The sequence below is a fragment of the Bradyrhizobium sp. S3.12.5 genome, from assembly GCF_040548225.1.
GTDB lineage: Bacteria > Pseudomonadota > Alphaproteobacteria > Rhizobiales > Xanthobacteraceae > Bradyrhizobium > Bradyrhizobium cytisi.
Genome location: NZ_JBEPRF010000005.1, coordinates 273,018 through 287,957 on the forward strand (window position 1 = coordinate 273,018; position 14,940 = coordinate 287,957).

14 protein-coding genes are annotated in these 14,940 nt (G+C 64.0%); 11 read left to right on the forward strand and 3 right to left on the reverse strand.

From position 1 onward, the window contains the following. Positions 1-62: 62 nt before the first annotated feature. The 5 genes from glsA (at position 63) to ABIC09_RS09305 (ending at position 6,663) form a co-directional block, all read left to right on the forward strand. Positions 63-1,061, forward strand: coding sequence for a glutaminase A (gene glsA, locus ABIC09_RS09285; RefSeq protein WP_354109068.1), 999 nt, complete (start codon positions 63-65; stop codon positions 1,059-1,061). 67 nt (positions 1,062-1,128) lie between these two features. After that, a complete protein-coding gene (locus ABIC09_RS09290; RefSeq protein ID WP_354109069.1) occupies positions 1,129-2,769 on the forward strand; it encodes an MFS transporter in 1,641 nt (546 codons plus the stop codon). A gap of 363 nt (positions 2,770-3,132) precedes the next feature. Next, complete coding sequence (locus ABIC09_RS09295; protein WP_354109070.1) at positions 3,133-3,696, forward strand: HdeD family acid-resistance protein; 564 nt, start codon at positions 3,133-3,135, stop codon at positions 3,694-3,696. 25 nt (positions 3,697-3,721) lie between these two features. Next, positions 3,722-5,059, forward strand: coding sequence for a metal-dependent hydrolase family protein (locus tag ABIC09_RS09300; RefSeq protein WP_354109071.1), 1,338 nt, complete (start codon positions 3,722-3,724; stop codon positions 5,057-5,059). Between the two features lie 182 nt (positions 5,060-5,241). Further along, complete coding sequence (locus tag ABIC09_RS09305) at positions 5,242-6,663, forward strand: hypothetical protein (protein ID WP_354109072.1); 1,422 nt, start codon at positions 5,242-5,244, stop codon at positions 6,661-6,663. 183 nt (positions 6,664-6,846) lie between these two features. On the opposite strand, the gene ABIC09_RS09310 is transcribed toward ABIC09_RS09305, so the two are convergent. Next, positions 6,847-7,473, reverse strand: coding sequence for a transglutaminase-like cysteine peptidase (locus ABIC09_RS09310; RefSeq protein ID WP_187435028.1), 627 nt, complete (start codon positions 7,471-7,473; stop codon positions 6,847-6,849). 155 nt (positions 7,474-7,628) lie between these two features. On the opposite strand from ABIC09_RS09310, the gene ABIC09_RS09315 reads away from it, so the two are divergent. Continuing rightward, entirely contained in the window at positions 7,629-7,817 is a 189-nt protein-coding gene (locus ABIC09_RS09315; protein WP_354083808.1) for a hypothetical protein, read from the forward strand. On the opposite strand, the gene ABIC09_RS09320 is transcribed toward ABIC09_RS09315, so the two are convergent. Next, positions 7,804-8,415: a PilZ domain-containing protein gene (locus ABIC09_RS09320; protein ID WP_027536189.1), complete on the reverse strand. Its 612-nt coding sequence runs from the start codon at positions 8,413-8,415 to the stop codon at positions 7,804-7,806. The two genes, ABIC09_RS09315 and ABIC09_RS09320, sit on opposite strands and share 14 nt — an antisense overlap. Before the next feature lie 69 nt (positions 8,416-8,484). Then, positions 8,485-9,651, reverse strand: a complete 1,167-nt coding sequence (locus ABIC09_RS09325; protein ID WP_354109073.1) for an MFS transporter — start codon at positions 9,649-9,651, stop codon at positions 8,485-8,487. Between the two features lie 157 nt (positions 9,652-9,808). Here ABIC09_RS09325 and ABIC09_RS09330 point away from each other — a divergent pair, with 157 nt between their 5' ends. The 5 genes from ABIC09_RS09330 (at position 9,809) to ABIC09_RS09350 (ending at position 14,921) form a co-directional block, all read left to right on the forward strand. After that, positions 9,809-10,960 (forward strand): zinc-binding dehydrogenase, encoded by a 1,152-nt coding sequence (locus ABIC09_RS09330; protein ID WP_354109074.1) that lies wholly within the window; start codon positions 9,809-9,811, stop codon positions 10,958-10,960. A 92-nt stretch (positions 10,961-11,052) separates the two neighbouring features. Next, positions 11,053-11,445, forward strand: coding sequence for a DUF5680 domain-containing protein (locus tag ABIC09_RS09335; protein ID WP_354109075.1), 393 nt, complete (start codon positions 11,053-11,055; stop codon positions 11,443-11,445). Between the two features lie 108 nt (positions 11,446-11,553). After that, positions 11,554-11,979 (forward strand): VOC family protein, encoded by a 426-nt coding sequence (locus ABIC09_RS09340; protein ID WP_354109076.1) that lies wholly within the window; start codon positions 11,554-11,556, stop codon positions 11,977-11,979. Between the two features lie 109 nt (positions 11,980-12,088). Then, positions 12,089-12,601, forward strand: coding sequence for a hypothetical protein (locus ABIC09_RS09345; RefSeq protein WP_148752890.1), 513 nt, complete (start codon positions 12,089-12,091; stop codon positions 12,599-12,601). A 340-nt stretch (positions 12,602-12,941) separates the two neighbouring features. Next, complete coding sequence (locus ABIC09_RS09350; RefSeq protein ID WP_354109077.1) at positions 12,942-14,921, forward strand: DEAD/DEAH box helicase; 1,980 nt, start codon at positions 12,942-12,944, stop codon at positions 14,919-14,921. The last annotated feature ends 19 nt before the right edge of the window (positions 14,922-14,940 follow it).

The following is a 14,940-nucleotide window of genomic DNA, read 5'->3' on the forward strand; positions in this document are numbered from 1 at the left end:
GATGCGCGTCGAGTTCTAGAACCGAGCCGACACGAGTTGGATCCGTTCTGCGGAGTGGTGCGATGGCATCGCATTCAATCATCGATGAGCGGGAGTCGGCATACGTTTCGACCGGCCATCTTCCAAGTCCGGAGACTGTGCAGTCGCTGGTGAACGAGGCGCAGCGACGCTTCAAATCAAATCGCGATGGCGAGAATTCGCAGGTCTATCCGGCGCTTGCCCGGGTGCCGAGCGAGCTGTTCGGCGTCTGCGTCGTCGGCACCAGCGGCCATGTCTATGGCGCCGGAGACCTCGACTACGAATTCTCCATCATGAGCGTGTCAAAGCCGTTCTTGTTTGCGTTGGTCTGCGAGACCATCGGGCCCGAGGAAGCGCGCGCCAAGCTCGGAGCCAACGCGACCGGGCTTCCATTCAATTCGCTCGCCGCGATCGAACAGGGTAGCGGCCGCACCAATCCGATGGTCAATGCCGGCGCGATTGCGGCCACCAGTCTTGCGCCGGGCGCCACTGCTGCGGCGCGATGGACATTCATCCATGACGGGCTGTCGCGCTTCGCTGGCCGCGAACTGCCGCTCAACGAGGAAGTCTATGCGTCAGCGTCGCAGACTAATTTCCGCAACCGCAGTATCGCGCGGCTGCTGGAGAGCTACGACCGCATCTATTGCGACGCGAAGGAAGCGACTGATCTCTATACGCGGCAGTGCTCGCTCAATGTGAGCGCCCGCGATCTTGCCGTGATGGGTGCGACCTTGGCCGATGGCGGCGTCAACCCAGTCACCAAGAAGCGTGTCGTCGATGCCTCGGTCTGCCATTACGCGCTCGCTGTCATGATCACCGCTGGACTGTATGAGACGTCAGGCGACTGGCTCTACGACATCGGCCTGCCCGGCAAGAGTGGAATCGGCGGCGGTATCGTGGCGGTGTCGCCGGGCAAGGGAGGTTTCGGCACCTTCGCCCCGCCGCTCGATCCTGCCGGCAACAGCGTGCGGGGACAACTCGCGGCAAAATTTCTGTCGCAGCGGCTGGGGATGGATCTGTTCGTATCGCAACCGGAGCAATGAATGCGCAAAAACGATCGGCGGGCCGCTGGCCTGACCGATCGTAACCCCCATCAAGCGGGAGGACGTCATGGCCACGCAGACAATCTCGATCGGCGGCATTCACGGGGAAGAGCGCGTGTCATGGATTCCCATGATTTCGATCGCGCTCGGCCAGATGATCATGTCGTTCAACGTGGCCTCGCTGCCGGTGGCGATGGGCGGCATGGTCACGAGCTTCGGCGTGGCGCCGACCACGGTCGCGACCGGTATCGTGGCGTATTCAATGCTGGTGGCGGGCTTCGTGATGCTCGGTGCCAAGCTCGCTCAGCGCTTTGGCGCCTTGCAGGTGTTCCGCGGCGCAGTCGTTCTCTTCTTCATCTCGCAGCTCATGATGACGTTCAGCCCGACGGCCACGGTCATGATTTCGGCGCAGGCGCTCTGCGGTGCGTCCGGTTCGGTCATTGTGCCCTCGCTCGTCGCGCTGATTGCCGAGAACTATGCCGGCCGTCAGCAGGCCACCGCACTTGGCGTGCTCGGCTCGGCGCGCGCGGCGGCCGGTGTGCTGGCTTTCGTGATCGGCGGCGTGCTCGGGACCTATATCGGCTGGCGGCCGGCGTTTGGCATCCTGATCGCCGCCTCGGCGATCGTCTTCCTGATGAGCTTTCGTCTGAAGCCCGATCGTGGCCGGCCGGACGTGCAGATCGACCTGATCGGCGTCGCTCTTGCCGCCAGCGCAATCATCCTCATCAGTTTCGGCTTCAACAATCTGAACGGCTGGGGCCTCGCGGTTGCGACGGCGAATGCGCCATTCGATCTGCTTGGCCTGTCGCCCGCGCCAATCATGATCGTGCTCGGAATCGTGCTGGGACAGGGGTTTCTGCTCTGGACGCACCGGCGCCAGGCCGCTGGTAAGACGCCGCTCCTTGCCCTCGAGGTGATCGACTCGCCGGAAGAGCGCTGTGCGGTGTTCGCCTTGTTCGCGGTGGTGGCGCTGGAGGCCGCGCTGAACTTCACCGTGCCGCTCTATATCCAGATCGTGCAGGGACGTTCGCCGATCGCGACCGCGATTGCGATGATGCCGTTCAATCTCACGGTCTTCTTCTCGGCAATGCTGATCGTGAATGTCTATGAGCGGCTGACGCCGCGGCAGATCGGCCGCTACGGCTTTGCGCTGTGCACCATCGCGCTGGTCTGGCTCGCTTTCGTCGTGCGCAACGACTGGAGTGAGGTCCCTGTGCTGTTCGGGCTGGTGCTGTTCGGCATCGGCCAGGGCTCGCTGGTGACGCTGCTGTTCAACGTTCTGGTGACGGCGTCGCCGAAGGCGCTCGCCGGCGACGTCGGCTCGCTGCGCGGCACCACGCAAAATCTTGCTGCGGCGCTCGGCACGGCGGTGGCCGGCGCGCTGCTGGTCGGCCTGCTCAGCACCATTGCGCTGGGCAAGCTCACGGCGAGCCCGGTGCTGACGCCGGAGCTCCAGGCGCAGGTCGACCTCGGCAACATCACCTTCGTCAGCAACGATCGCCTGCGTAGCGTGCTCGAGCGCACCAACGGCACGCCGGAGCAGGTCGCGGAAGCCGTCCGCGTCAACACCGAGGCTCGGCTGCGGGCGCTGAAGATCGGACTGTTGATCATGGCGGGCCTCGCGCTGATCGCGATCATCCCGGCGGGACGGCTGCCGAACTATCTGCCGGGCGAGATTCCGAGCGATGAGACCACAGCGAAAACGTGAGTTCGAAACCGGGCAGGGGATTTCGCGAAGGAGACCCCCATGAATGAGATGGATCGCCGCGACGCGCTGCACCTCATGTTCGGAGGCGTGATCGTCGCAGGTGCAGGCGTGAGCCTGTGGCCGCAGGACGCCGCCGCCTTGGTGGACGTGTCGCCGCTCGATCAACGAGCTTCGACCAGACGCGAACCCGCGGGACGGGTTTATGCGCAATCGACCCGGCCACGGCCTCCGGCTCACCGCCCACCTCGTCGGCCGCCGCCGCGACCGCCGTCATGGCACCGGCGGCGCCGGCGTTGGGTATGCTGGTGGCATCGTGGTCGCCGTCATTGCGGCTGGCGTTGGCATTAACCGAGGGAGGATGTCATGACGACTTACGATCACAGCGCGCCGATGGGCGCGACCGGGCTGCCACAGCCATCTCGCTGGGTCTGCGTGCTGCTGGGTCTTTTCATGGTGTTCACGGGGCTGATGGTGCTGGGCGACGTTGCCTTCTTCACCGTGATCAGCGCGCTGTTCATCGGCTGGATGGCGATCGCCACCGGCGCCTTCGAGATCTTCCACGCGTTCTGGACCAAGGGCTGGGGCGGCTTTGTCTGGCAGGTGGTGCTTGGCGTTCTCTACGTCGCCTTCGGCATCGTTCTCATCAGCCAGCCGCTGACCGGCGCGCTGCTGCTGACCTACGCGCTTGGCGTCGCGCTCCTCGTCTCCGGAATAGTCCGCATGCTGATCGGCATCGGCCGCTGGCAGCAGGGCGGCGGCATCATGCTGGCCTCCGGCCTGTTCGGCGTGCTCGCCGGCCTTGTCATCCTGACCGGCTTTCCGATGACCGGGCTCTGGGTGCTGGGCATGCTGCTCGGCATCGATCTGTTGTCGCACGGCATCGGCTGGCTGACCTTTGCCTGGCGGCCCGTCGCAGCGGCCACATAGCGGCACCCCAGCGCGGAGATTGAACATGTCGGGATTGAGTGCGCGGGCCGGCCTCGCGGTGCTGCTCGCAATGATTGTCTGGAGCGCATCGCCCGCGCCGGCCCAGCAGGATTCTGCCGTCCTGTTCCGCAACGTCAAGATCTTCGACGGCAACAATGCGACGCTCTCGGCCGCATCCAATGTCCTCGTCAGGGGTGGCAAGATCGAGAAGATATCGACCGCGGACATCGCGGCCACTGGCCAGATGATCGACGGCGGCGGCCGGGTGCTGATGCCGGGACTGATCGATGCGCATTGGCACGCGATGCTGGTCAGGCCGACGCCGATGGCGGCCCTCGGCGATGTTGGCTACAACAATCTGCTCGCCGCCAGTGAGGCGACGGCCACGCTGATGCGCGGCTTCACCACCATACGCGACATGGGCGGGCCGAGCTTCGGCCTCAAGCGGGCCATCGACGAGGATCTCGTCGCCGGCCCGCGCATCTATCCGTCCGGCGCCATCATCACCATCACCGGCGGTCATGGCGATTTCCGCCAGCTCACCGATTTGCCGCGAACGATCGGCGGCATGCTCAGCCGCATGGAGCTGATCGGCGGCAGCCTGGTCGCCGACAGCCCGGACGAAGTGCGCGTGCGCGCGCGCGAGCAGCTGATGCAGGGTGCTTCCCAGGTGAAGCTCACCGCGGGCGGCGGCGTCGCTTCGCCCTTCAGTCCGTTGGATGTCTCGACCTTCACCGAGCCCGAGCTGCGCGCCGCCGTCGAGGCCGCCGACAATTGGGGCACCTACGTCGCCACGCACGCCTATACGCCGGTCGCGATCCAGCGCTCGATCGCCGCCGGCGTGAGATGCATCGAGCACGGTCACCTCATGGACGAGGCGAGCGCGAAGCTGATGGCGGAGAAGGGGATCTGGCTCAGCACGCAGCCGTTCCTGGATATGTCCGCGGCCGCCGCGCTCGGGCCTTCGGAACAGGACAAGATGCGGCAGGTCGTTGCCGGCACCGACCGCGTCTATGCGCTGGCAAAGAAGTATCACCTCAAGACCGCCTTCGGCACCGACGTGCTGTTCTCGCAGGCGATGGCGGAGAGGCAGGGCTCAATGCTCGCCGCGCTGACGCGCTGGTACACGCCGGCCGAAGCGCTGGCCATGGCGACCTCGACCAATGCCGAACTGTTGAGCCTGTCGGGCCCGCGCAATCCCTATCCCGGCAAGCTCGGCGTGGTCGAGGAGGGCGCGTTCGCCGATCTCCTCCTGGTCGACGGCAATCCGCTCGACAACATCGCCCTTGTCGAGGATCCCGCGAAGAATTTTGTGGTGATCATGAAGGGCGGCAAGGTCTACAAGAACATCCTGCCGCGCTGACAGCTGCCCCCAAAAAAGTTGCGGCCAGGCTTTGGGGGAAGCCTGGTTGTTGAAGGTTCCGTCAGTGCGGCTGCCCGATCAGCTCCGCATTGCGCTGAACCTTGCAGATGATTGCGGCTGTCGACCGAGATCACAACTTGTGATAGTTTAAGTCATTTCATCACGTAGGACTGGAGGTAGCTATGAATTGGAAGCCACCACGGAAGTCCATCAGCGATCTGAACGCGATCCATGTGCCGAATGAGTCCGGCGACGCAGTTGCTCATTTTGAGTGGCCAGATGAAATCGCCTTTGAATGGGAAGATCTGGTGATGTCCCTGGCGAGGACATTGGCCATGGCGCTGCCAGAGAAAGGTTTGACTCAGGAAGAGCGGTTGCAGCTTGCTCGCTCTGTCGCGATGCCGACTGCTGAGCGTATCAACGTTTTTCTCGAGAAAGAGGAAGCAGAGTTCAGTTTCAGCGATAAGCTCGAAATTCTTGCCGACATAAGGCCTGCGATCTCCGGTGAGGTTGGCGCGGCTGTGGCAGATCTCGTCATGGAGCATTTCAATTGCCACTGGCGGTCGAACGGGAACGACGCTGGTTTCGTCATCGCAAAGGGCGTTGACGTAACCGACGAGCGGATACCGGATTTCGTCTATGATCCGGGCGGCAAAGGCGGCTTCGAGCCAGGGCAACTGATCGCCGTCGAGGCGAAAGGGAGTCTCTCCAAGACCGGCGGCCCACGCCCTGCGATCAAGCGGCTCGCCAAGAAGGCCTTCGGCGGACAAGTGAAGAAGTATCTGGGCGCCAAGGCCGATGGATGCTTGATCGCTGCGGGTTACGGCGTGGCCTATGGATCGGTACCAGGCAGCAGGGAGTCGACCCTCGCTATCGCCAGCTCGCACAAATTTCAAACTGCCCTGCAGCCGCACAAGGTGCCGGCCCCGCTATCGGCCGCGGCGACAGGGCAGCCGGCGCCCGCCGAGGCGGAAGCCGAACTGCACCACGACGAGGAGCAACAGGAGGACCGGTCAAAGATGGATTTGCGAACGGCGCCTCAAATTGAATATCGGCAGGACGAACAGCGCAGCGAGCGCGAAGCGGACGATACAGGTGGGTTGGGCGACGGCGGCGATGATGGTGGCCGCGAGCGCGGCGGAGGACGGCCGCGTGCGACTCCGGCGCGTCGCGTGGCACTAGCAAATTATGAGACGGTGTTTCAACTATGCGGAGCGCTGGCCGCGGCCAGGTCAATTCGCGACATTCTGTCGGACGAGGGAACGCGCGTGGCCGAAACTGCAGACCGGTTTCAGGAATTTTACGAGATCGGGGATGACGAACCGATTCTGATCGGGGCACCCTATCGTTATGCTTGGTGGTACCCGGATCACAGTTTTGGAATCTCGGCAAAATCAGCTGAGGAGATCCTCAAGATCATTGCACAACCGGGAGAACTTCCACCCTCACTCGATCTCAGCGTCGTGCCGTTCGATCGACGCCGTATTCGAGACGGAGCGATCGAGGCTAATTTTCAAGGTGATGGCTTCGCGTTCTTGACGAGTTGGTCGGGCCCCTACAGACATCGCACCTGGGACCTTCGCGAGGGCGCCTGGGCGGACTAAGGCCCGGATGTTACGATGGAGTGACATCGCGAGCTCGTCTTGACAGCCCATCGCCGCGGCCACGCGCTCTTGCCCCCAAAAAAGTTGCGGCCAGGCTTTGGGGGAAGCCTGGCCGCGCGCGAACCGGTCTGGGACGGGGAGGGGTGGGGATGTGACCGGGTCGCGTAACTCCTTCGCTTATCTCTACTGATCTCTTGCGCTGGCGGTGGAGACCGCCGGCTTGGTATCGCCGAGCGACACCCAGACGTTGGGATCGGCCTGCGACTGGCGCTTGACGAAGCGGTAGCCGGTCTCGGTCCAGGCAACGACGCTCTCGTTCTGATTGTCGAGAACGAACTCGCCCTTGTCGGTCTTCACCGTCAGCACCGCGTGTCCTTCGCCCTTCTTGTCGCGCACGACGGTGATGAGCAGGGCCTCGCGCGGCCATCCGGCATCGATCAGCATCTTGCGCTTCAACAGCACGTAGTCTTCACAGTCGCCGTAACCGTCGGTCGGCAGCGACCACTTCTCGATCACGCCCCAGTGGTCCTGGTCGGTCAAAGGCTTGATGGTCTCGTTGACCCAGCGATTGACCTTGGTCAGGTCGCGCCACGCGGTCTGCGACATCACGATGTCGCGCGGCTGCGTCGGCCCGCCCTGACACTGAGCGGTATTCTCTGCACAAAACTCGACCCAGCCGATCGGCGCACGCGTGGTGTCGCCGAGACTCGCGTAGAGCAGACGGCTTTCACCGGCCTGCGCTGCAGCGCTGATCCCGAAGAGCATGGCGGCGATCGCCACTCTCTTCCCCTGTCCCCTGAAGTCCAACATTGCGGCCCCCGTTTCTTGTTGGGACCACATTTCGCATGGAGCTTTTGAGTTGCCGCTAAGTCAACCAAGTCAAGTCGAGACGAATACAAGTAAAAGGCGCGGAGATTTCGATCTATACTTGAATATAATTCGAGTAAAATTGGAGAATACTGCAATTGATTCAAATTGTAGGGATTAACGCGGAAACGCTGGCGGAACTGCAGTTTCAGTGCGCGAACAAGCTGCGCGTTAACCGGCGTGAGGCCGCAACCGGACGCGAAAAAGGCGGCATCCGCATCGCGGAAGCCGCCTTTGAGGCCGAGAAATCAGGGGTTTTGGCGCGCTTTCGCTTTACCGCGCGGTAACGCTCTCTTCGAGTGTCTCGATCGGCTGCGAGTGCAAGAACTCCAGCGCGAAGCCATCTTCGAGGTTTCGGACCACGCGGCCCTGGACCCGGCCGAGCAGAACCGTCGATTTCAGCGGCGGGCGATTCTCCGCGGCGATGGCGGCGCCGGACAGCGACAGGTCGATGATGCGGCAAGTCATCTTGGTGCCGTCCTCGAGCGTCAGCACCGCGATCGGGTTGCGCGGCACGATACGGTCGTGGCGGCGGTCCTCCGGCAGGTTGAGGATGTCGCGGTTGGCGAGCCAGGTCAGCTGGGCCGCGAGCTTGTCGCGCTTGCGCGGCGTCGCGCCGACCGTCATTGCGAAGCCGTTGTCGATGATCCGGGTGATCTTGCCCTCGACCCGGCCGATATGGTCGAGATAGGCGACCACGCGGTCGCCGACATTGCCGATGCCGGGCGCGAGCAGCGCAAGCCCGCCGGGCGACATGTTGATCACCTGGCAGGGAAATTCACGGCGATCCGGCAGCATGTAACGGCCGAGCAGGTGAACCTTCACCCGTTGGAAACGCCGACGTTCCTCGGCGGCCGGAAGAAATTTTTTGTTCGCCAACGCCATTTTCACTACCCGACCCCCCGCCCGGGCGGAGTCCGGGACGACCCTAAGGTGCACAGGGTTAATGCCGCGTTATGATTTGGCGCGGCGATGACGCACCGAAACAATGCGTTCAAAAACCCACATCAAGGGCGGGCAGGCCAATACCGCCAGTGCGCCGAGGTCGAGCGCGACCGCCGCCGTCCCCACCGATTTGGCCAGCCACCCCGCCACCGCCGGCCCCAGCATCATCGCGCTGTAGAAGAGGGTGTAAAACACGCCCATGCCGATCGCCCTGGTCTCCGGGACGAGCACGCGGGCGGCGAGGCTCATGATCGGGCCGGCCGGATGGCCGCCGATCAGGCCGATCAGGACGAGGATGGTGATGACGGCATCCGATCGGCTCAGCCAGGCCAGCAGGGCGGCCACGACGAGGCTTGCCGCAATCGCCAATATAAAGGGCCGCTTGAAGCGATCGGCGAGGTACCCGCCCGCCGGCACCGAAACCACCGATAGCCACATCACGACGCTGATCGCCGAGCCGGCCGCCGCGATGCTCCAGCCGCGCTCGGCGAGCAAGGAGGGGCCGAACGAGAAGATCATGGCGAAGCCGACATTATAGAGGCCCCAGATCATGCCCGCGACGATCACCGCCAGCAGTGCGAGCAGATCGAGCCGGCCTGAGCCGGCCGCGGTGACTGTTGCGCCCGGCGGCGGCTGGTAGAGCGTGATCAGCACGATGCCGATCGCGCTCAGCGCACCAGTCGCTGCGAATACGGCGCCCGCGCCATAGGCGGTGCCGATCGCCGGCAGCACCAGCAGCGAGATCGCAACGCCTGCCGGCCAGGAGTTGACGAAGATCGCCATCGCGGTCGCGATCTCCTTACCCGCGAACCAGTCGGTGCCCATCTTGGTGAGCTGCACCGTCAGCAGCACGCCGCCGGCGCCGGAGACGAGTCGGCCCGCCATCTGCAGGCCCCAGATGTCGGTGGTTGCCATCACGAGGCTACCGGCCGTCATCAGCAGCAGGGCCACGATCGTCGTCGGCTTGTCGCCGAGTGCCCGGCCGATTGCCCCGCCCGGCAGCGCCAGCACGACGCCCGGGGTGAAATAGAGCCCGATCAGGAGGCCGATATCGGCGAGCCCGACGCCGAACGTCTTTTCCAGCAGCGGTGCGACTGCCGCCACGCTCTGGAACTGGAACGCGATGGTGAGGCGAACGACGAACAGGATCGCAAGAATGCCCCAGCGATTGCGCAATGCCTGATCTCCCCAACCTGCTTTTCGAGCGTGCGGTGGGGAGGGACGAGAGTCAACGGGCTGCTAGCCCGCACCTTGGCGCCACCGCGCATCTCACATACGCTTCACCTCACGCCCGCACCAAACAAACACAACGAACGGGCGGCGAGGAGACAGCATGGACCAGATCCGCATCTGCACCCACGCCGGACCGGGCTCAGAGCCCGTGATCAAAACCGTGCCGTGGCCGAAGGTCGGCCGCAAGGGTGCGCTGATCAAGATCGGCGCGTGCGGCGTCTGCGGCACCGATTTGCATATCCTGAAAGGCCATTGGCCGAAGCCGCTGCCCTGGCCGTTCACGCTCGGCCATGAGATTGGCGGCGTCATCGTCGAATGCGGCGATGAATTCACCGAGGATTTCATGAGCAAGCCGCTCAAGGTCGGATCAAAGGTGATGATCCCGCCGCTGATGCCCTGCGGCCGCTGCTATTATTGCGTCCATTATCCGCAGATCGCCAACAAATGCCTGACGCCGGTCTATTACGGCCGCTATCTCGGCTTCGACAAGGCGCCGCACATGTGGGGCGGCTGGGCCGAATACGTCTATGTCGATCTCGACATGCTGCCGGGCACCAAGATCTACAAGCTGCCCGACGATATGTCGCTGCGGCTGGGCGCATTGTCCGAGCCGCTGACCTCCTGCATCCGCGCGTTCAATCGTGCGACCCGCGCCAGCGGCTTCAGCTGGGGCGACACGGTGGTGATCCAGGGCTCGGGCCCGATCGGCATTTTGGCGGTCGCGGCCGCCAGGGAGATGGGGGCCGGGCGCGTCATCTGCGTCGGCGCGCCCGAAGAGCCGCGCCTCAAGCTCGCGCGCGAGTTCGGCGCGGAAGCGACCGTGAACTTAGAGGAGATCAAATCGCCGCAAGATCGTATCGCGCGCGTCCGCGAGATCGTGGGTGGTTTCGGCGCCGATCTGGTGATGGATTGCTCGGGCCATCCGACCGCCGGTCCCGAAGGCATCGAGATGCTGCGTGACGGCGGCACCTATGTCGAGATGGGCCAGTTCACCGATGCCGGCTCGATCGAGACCTCCTGGCACCGCATCTGCACCAAGGACCTCAACGTGCTGGGCTCCTGGGGCTTTACCGGCAATGATCTGCCGCTCGGCGTCGACATGCTCTACCGCACCAGCGATAAGTATCCCTGGCTGAAGATGCAGACGATCTATCCGTTCACGGAAGAAGGCGTCGCGCGAGCCGTCAAGGACGCGATGGCGATGAAGACGGTGAAGTCGACGATCGTGCCGTGGCCGGAATTGGTGGAATAGGCCATGCGGTCCATCCCCCACGATCTCGCGGCATTCCTGGTCGAAGCCAAGCGGCGCACCTATGCGGCCTCGATGACGACGCGACCGTGACCATGCCGCTGCTCGCCGGCTCAAAACAGCTCGAGCACCGCGCGCCGCCTTATGCCTATCGCGATATCTATTTCGGGATGGGATTTTTCGCCGGGCAGGAGACGGTGTCGCGGGACGATCGCGTCATCTGGTCGTTGAGTTATAGCGGCGGCGCCCGCGCGGAGATCGCGGATCGAGACACCTTTGTCGCAATCTACAAGTTCCTGCGCGGGGCGCTGTTGGGCGTGAGCGTCGAAGAGCCCTTTCGGGGACCGCGCCTGTTCGAGCGGGCGGACATGATCTATCGCAACAAGGTCGAAGGCGGGCTCGATCGCTTCCACGGCATCGAGACGATTGCACGGCATGATGGCGCATCGCTCTACGAGCTGCGGTATAGTGGCGGTTTGTTACGATAGATCTGGCGAACCTTCTGGCTCGATGGAGCGCAGCGTAATCCGGGGCCGCCGGACCCGCATTCCGCTTCGCTCCATACGGGCTACGAGCCGGAGTTTGGAATGGCTACGATGAGCAACGAACCAACCAACGAACCAAGCCGCACCCGCTCGCCCTTCAGCGCCATCCGCGCGATCGACTACACCGTCATCTTCGTGCGCGACATGGCGGCGATGCGGCGCTTCTATGAGGGCGTGCTCGCCTTGTCCCTGCTGCGCGAGTTGTCGCCGAACTGGATCGAGTATGGCCTCGGTAGCAACACGCTCGCATTGGCGCGACCAAGCCGGACCGCGGCTGATCCGCCGACGCCGACGGGCAGCGCCTCGCTGCAACTGGCCTTCAGGGTCTCCGCAGCCGAGGTCGATGCGTGCGCTGACGAGCTCGTGCGGCAGGGCGTGGCGCTGCTGTCGCCACCGACGAACCAGCCGCTCGGGCACCGGACGCTGTTCTTCCGGGATCCCGACGGCAATCTTCTGGAGATTTATGCCGAGATCTGAGATGGACGGGACCGAATGCCCAAAAAGTTCCTCAGGGAATCCGCGACTTATTCACGTCACGGTGAAACTAAGGCCAAGGTTCCGGCTTTCAATTGACGGGAGAGTTATCGTGAAGCGAATCCTGAAACCCGTCACCTACATCCTGGCTGCCATCTACTTCCTGGTGGATGCGGTGTTCATGGCGGTGGCGCGGCCGATCTCAGGCTGGCTGGCGCGGCATTTCGAATTCAAGCGGCTGCGTGCCTGGATCAAATCGCTGCCGCCTTATCCGTCGCTCGCGCTGTTTTCCGTGCCTGTTATCATCCTGGAGCCGATCAAGCCGGTGGCCGCATACCTTGTCGCGACCGGTCAGTTTCTCAGCGGTGTGTCGGCATTTGTCGGTTGCGAGCTGCTCAAGCTCGTGCTGGTCGAGCGCCTGTTCCACCTCACCCGTGACAAGCTGATGCGGATTCCGGCATTCGCCTGGGTGTACGGGAAGTTCACCGAGATGAAGACATGGCTGCAGGCCACCGAAGCCTGGCGCGCCATCCGCGCCTTGAGCCGCGCCGCGAAAGACTATGTCGTGCGGCTCAGAACAAGGCTCGCGGGCAGCTTCAGCAGGCTCGTGACGTCAAGGGATTAGAACCGCACCCTCTATGCGGGCTTGCGCGCTGCGGCGGTGGCCTTGTCGCCGGTGTCCGGTGTACAATTTTGGCGAGATGGCCGCAAAAGTCCGCCGTTCCGGCCCAAAAGCGCGCTGGTGGCGTCAAAGCGCGCCAAAAGCGCCGGGGCTGAGCATCCCGGCCTTGTTCACCCTGTCGTCAATGCCATGCATCAAAGCCATGGTGATTTGGCTGCTTCTGGCGTAAAGAGCGTCCAAATCAAAATCATCGTGGGTGTGACCGGGCCTTCTGCAGTGACTGCAGCGTCAGGCGCCCCGGCTTTCCGTTCCGCGCCCCGGACCAACCAAGGTTTTCCCTCCCGTGTCTTTTCCGGCCCTGACTGCGCCGCTCGCCCGTGCCTTGGCTGAGCGCAATTACGATTCACCGACCCCGGTTCAGCTCGCCGTGCTCGGCGAGGATGCCGTCGACCGCGACCTTCTGGTGTCGGCTCAGACCGGCTCGGGCAAGACCGTCGCGTATGGTTTGGCTATGGCCAAGGATCTGCTCGATGGTGCCGAGCGGTTCGCGCAGGCCGCAGCCCCTCTGGCCCTCATCGTCGCGCCGACCCGCGAGCTCGCCTTGCAGGTCCAGCGCGAGCTGACATGGCTCTACGAGCATGCGCGGGCGCGCGTCGTCTCCTGCGTCGGCGGCATGGACCCGCGCCGCGAGCAGCGCGAGCTGGCCGCGGGCGCCCATATCGTCGTCGGCACGCCCGGCCGCCTGTGCGATCATTTGCGGCGCAACCGTCTCGACATTTCGGAATTGAAGGTCGTCGTGCTCGACGAGGCCGACGAGATGCTCAATCTCGGCTTTCGCGAGGACATGGAGTTCATCCTCAAGACCACCCCGGACACGCGCCGCACCTTGTTGTTCTCGGCGACGTTTCCGCGCGGCATCGTGGCGCTGGCGAAGCAGTATCAGCAGCAGGCGTTCCGGATCGAGGTCGCCGGCGACGAGGGCGGTCACGCCGATATCGAGTACCGCGCCATCCGGGTCGCTCCCGGCGATGTCGAGCATGCGGTCGTCAACGTGCTGCGCTTCTACGAGTCGCCGAGCGCGCTGGTGTTCTGCAACACACGCGATGCGGTCAGGCATTTGCAGGCGGTGCTGCTGGAGCGCGGTTTTTCCGTGGTCGCTCTCTCCGGTGAATTGACGCAGAACGAGCGTACCCTGGCGCTCCAGTCGCTCCGCGACGGGCGCGCCCGAATTTGCGTCGCGACCGACGTGGCGGCGCGGGGCATTGACCTGCCGAGCCTTGATCTCGTCATTCACGCCGATCTGCCCAATGACGCGGAGGTCATGCAACATCGCTCAGGCCGCACCGGGCGTGCGGGCCGGAAGGGCGTCAGCGTTCTGCTGGTGCCGCCGATACGACGGCGGCGTGCGGAGGTGCTTCTCAATCTGTCCGGCATCGAGGCGAACTGGGGCACGGCGCCGCAGGGAGATGAGATTCGCAAGCTCGATCACGAGCGCATGAAGGACGTGTTGTTCACCGAGGAGACGACCGCCGACGATCTTGAGCTGGCAAAGGCCTTGCTGGCCGAGCGGTCGGCCGAGGACATCGCCGCAGCACTCGCGCGGCTCTATCGGGCGCGGCTGCCGTCACCTGAAGACATTCTCGATCCCGGCGAGGCGCGTGGCCGGCCGCGCGACGATCGCGGCCGCGACGATCGGACATCGCGCGATCGCACGCCGCGCGACGATCGAAAGCCGCGCGGCGATGACCGCTCCGAGAGGCCCCGCCCCAAATCGGGGAAATCGTCGCCGAAGCACGGCATGACAGAGGCGACCGTATGGTTCCGGGCCAACATCGGACGAAGAAAGAACGCGGAAGCGCGCTGGCTCTTGCCGATGATTTGCCGTCGCGGCGGCATCGACAAGGGCGACATCGGCGCCATCAAGATCATGGACACCACGACCGAGTTCGAGATTACCGAGCGGGTTGCGGAATCCTTCGCTGCCAAGATCAAGCGTCCGGACAAGGAAGACAATATCCGCCTCGAGCCGATGACGGGTGCGCCGCAAGCAAAGGCGGCTCCCGAAGAGCGGTTCGAAGCGCCCAGGCGCGAGACCCGAGACAGCGATCATCGCGAACGCCGCGACGATCGCGCGCGCGACGCCGGTGGCTTTAAGCCAGCCGGAAAATCACACGGCGAGCGCGGGCCGAAATTCGAGGATGCTCCTTCTTTCGGAAAGAAAAAGAAGCACAAGAGCAAGCCTGGCCATGCAGAGCCTTCGGTCGCGCCGTGGCCAGCGAAGGGTGCGCCGGGCAAGAAGGCCAAGAAGAAGCACCGCGGCTGAACCCCGGCACCGTCACGCA

What these genes read in the sequence shown, in the direction of transcription:
- glsA (WP_354109068.1), top strand. Translation starts at nt 63, where the DNA reads ATGGCATCGCATTCAATCATCGATGAGCGGGAGTCGGCATACGTTTCG.
- ABIC09_RS09290 (WP_354109069.1), top strand. Translation starts at nt 1,129, where the DNA reads ATGGCCACGCAGACAATCTCGATCGGCGGCATTCACGGGGAAGAGCGC.
- ABIC09_RS09295 (WP_354109070.1), top strand. Translation starts at nt 3,133, where the DNA reads ATGACGACTTACGATCACAGCGCGCCGATGGGCGCGACCGGGCTGCCA.
- ABIC09_RS09300 (WP_354109071.1), top strand. Translation starts at nt 3,722, where the DNA reads ATGTCGGGATTGAGTGCGCGGGCCGGCCTCGCGGTGCTGCTCGCAATG.
- ABIC09_RS09305 (WP_354109072.1), top strand. Translation starts at nt 5,242, where the DNA reads ATGAATTGGAAGCCACCACGGAAGTCCATCAGCGATCTGAACGCGATC.
- ABIC09_RS09310 (WP_187435028.1), bottom strand. Translation starts at nt 7,473, where the DNA reads ATGTTGGACTTCAGGGGACAGGGGAAGAGAGTGGCGATCGCCGCCATG.
- ABIC09_RS09320 (WP_027536189.1), bottom strand. Translation starts at nt 8,415, where the DNA reads ATGGCGTTGGCGAACAAAAAATTTCTTCCGGCCGCCGAGGAACGTCGG.
- ABIC09_RS09330 (WP_354109074.1), top strand. Translation starts at nt 9,809, where the DNA reads ATGGACCAGATCCGCATCTGCACCCACGCCGGACCGGGCTCAGAGCCC.
- ABIC09_RS09335 (WP_354109075.1), top strand. Translation starts at nt 11,053, where the DNA reads ATGCCGCTGCTCGCCGGCTCAAAACAGCTCGAGCACCGCGCGCCGCCT.
- ABIC09_RS09340 (WP_354109076.1), top strand. Translation starts at nt 11,554, where the DNA reads ATGAGCAACGAACCAACCAACGAACCAAGCCGCACCCGCTCGCCCTTC.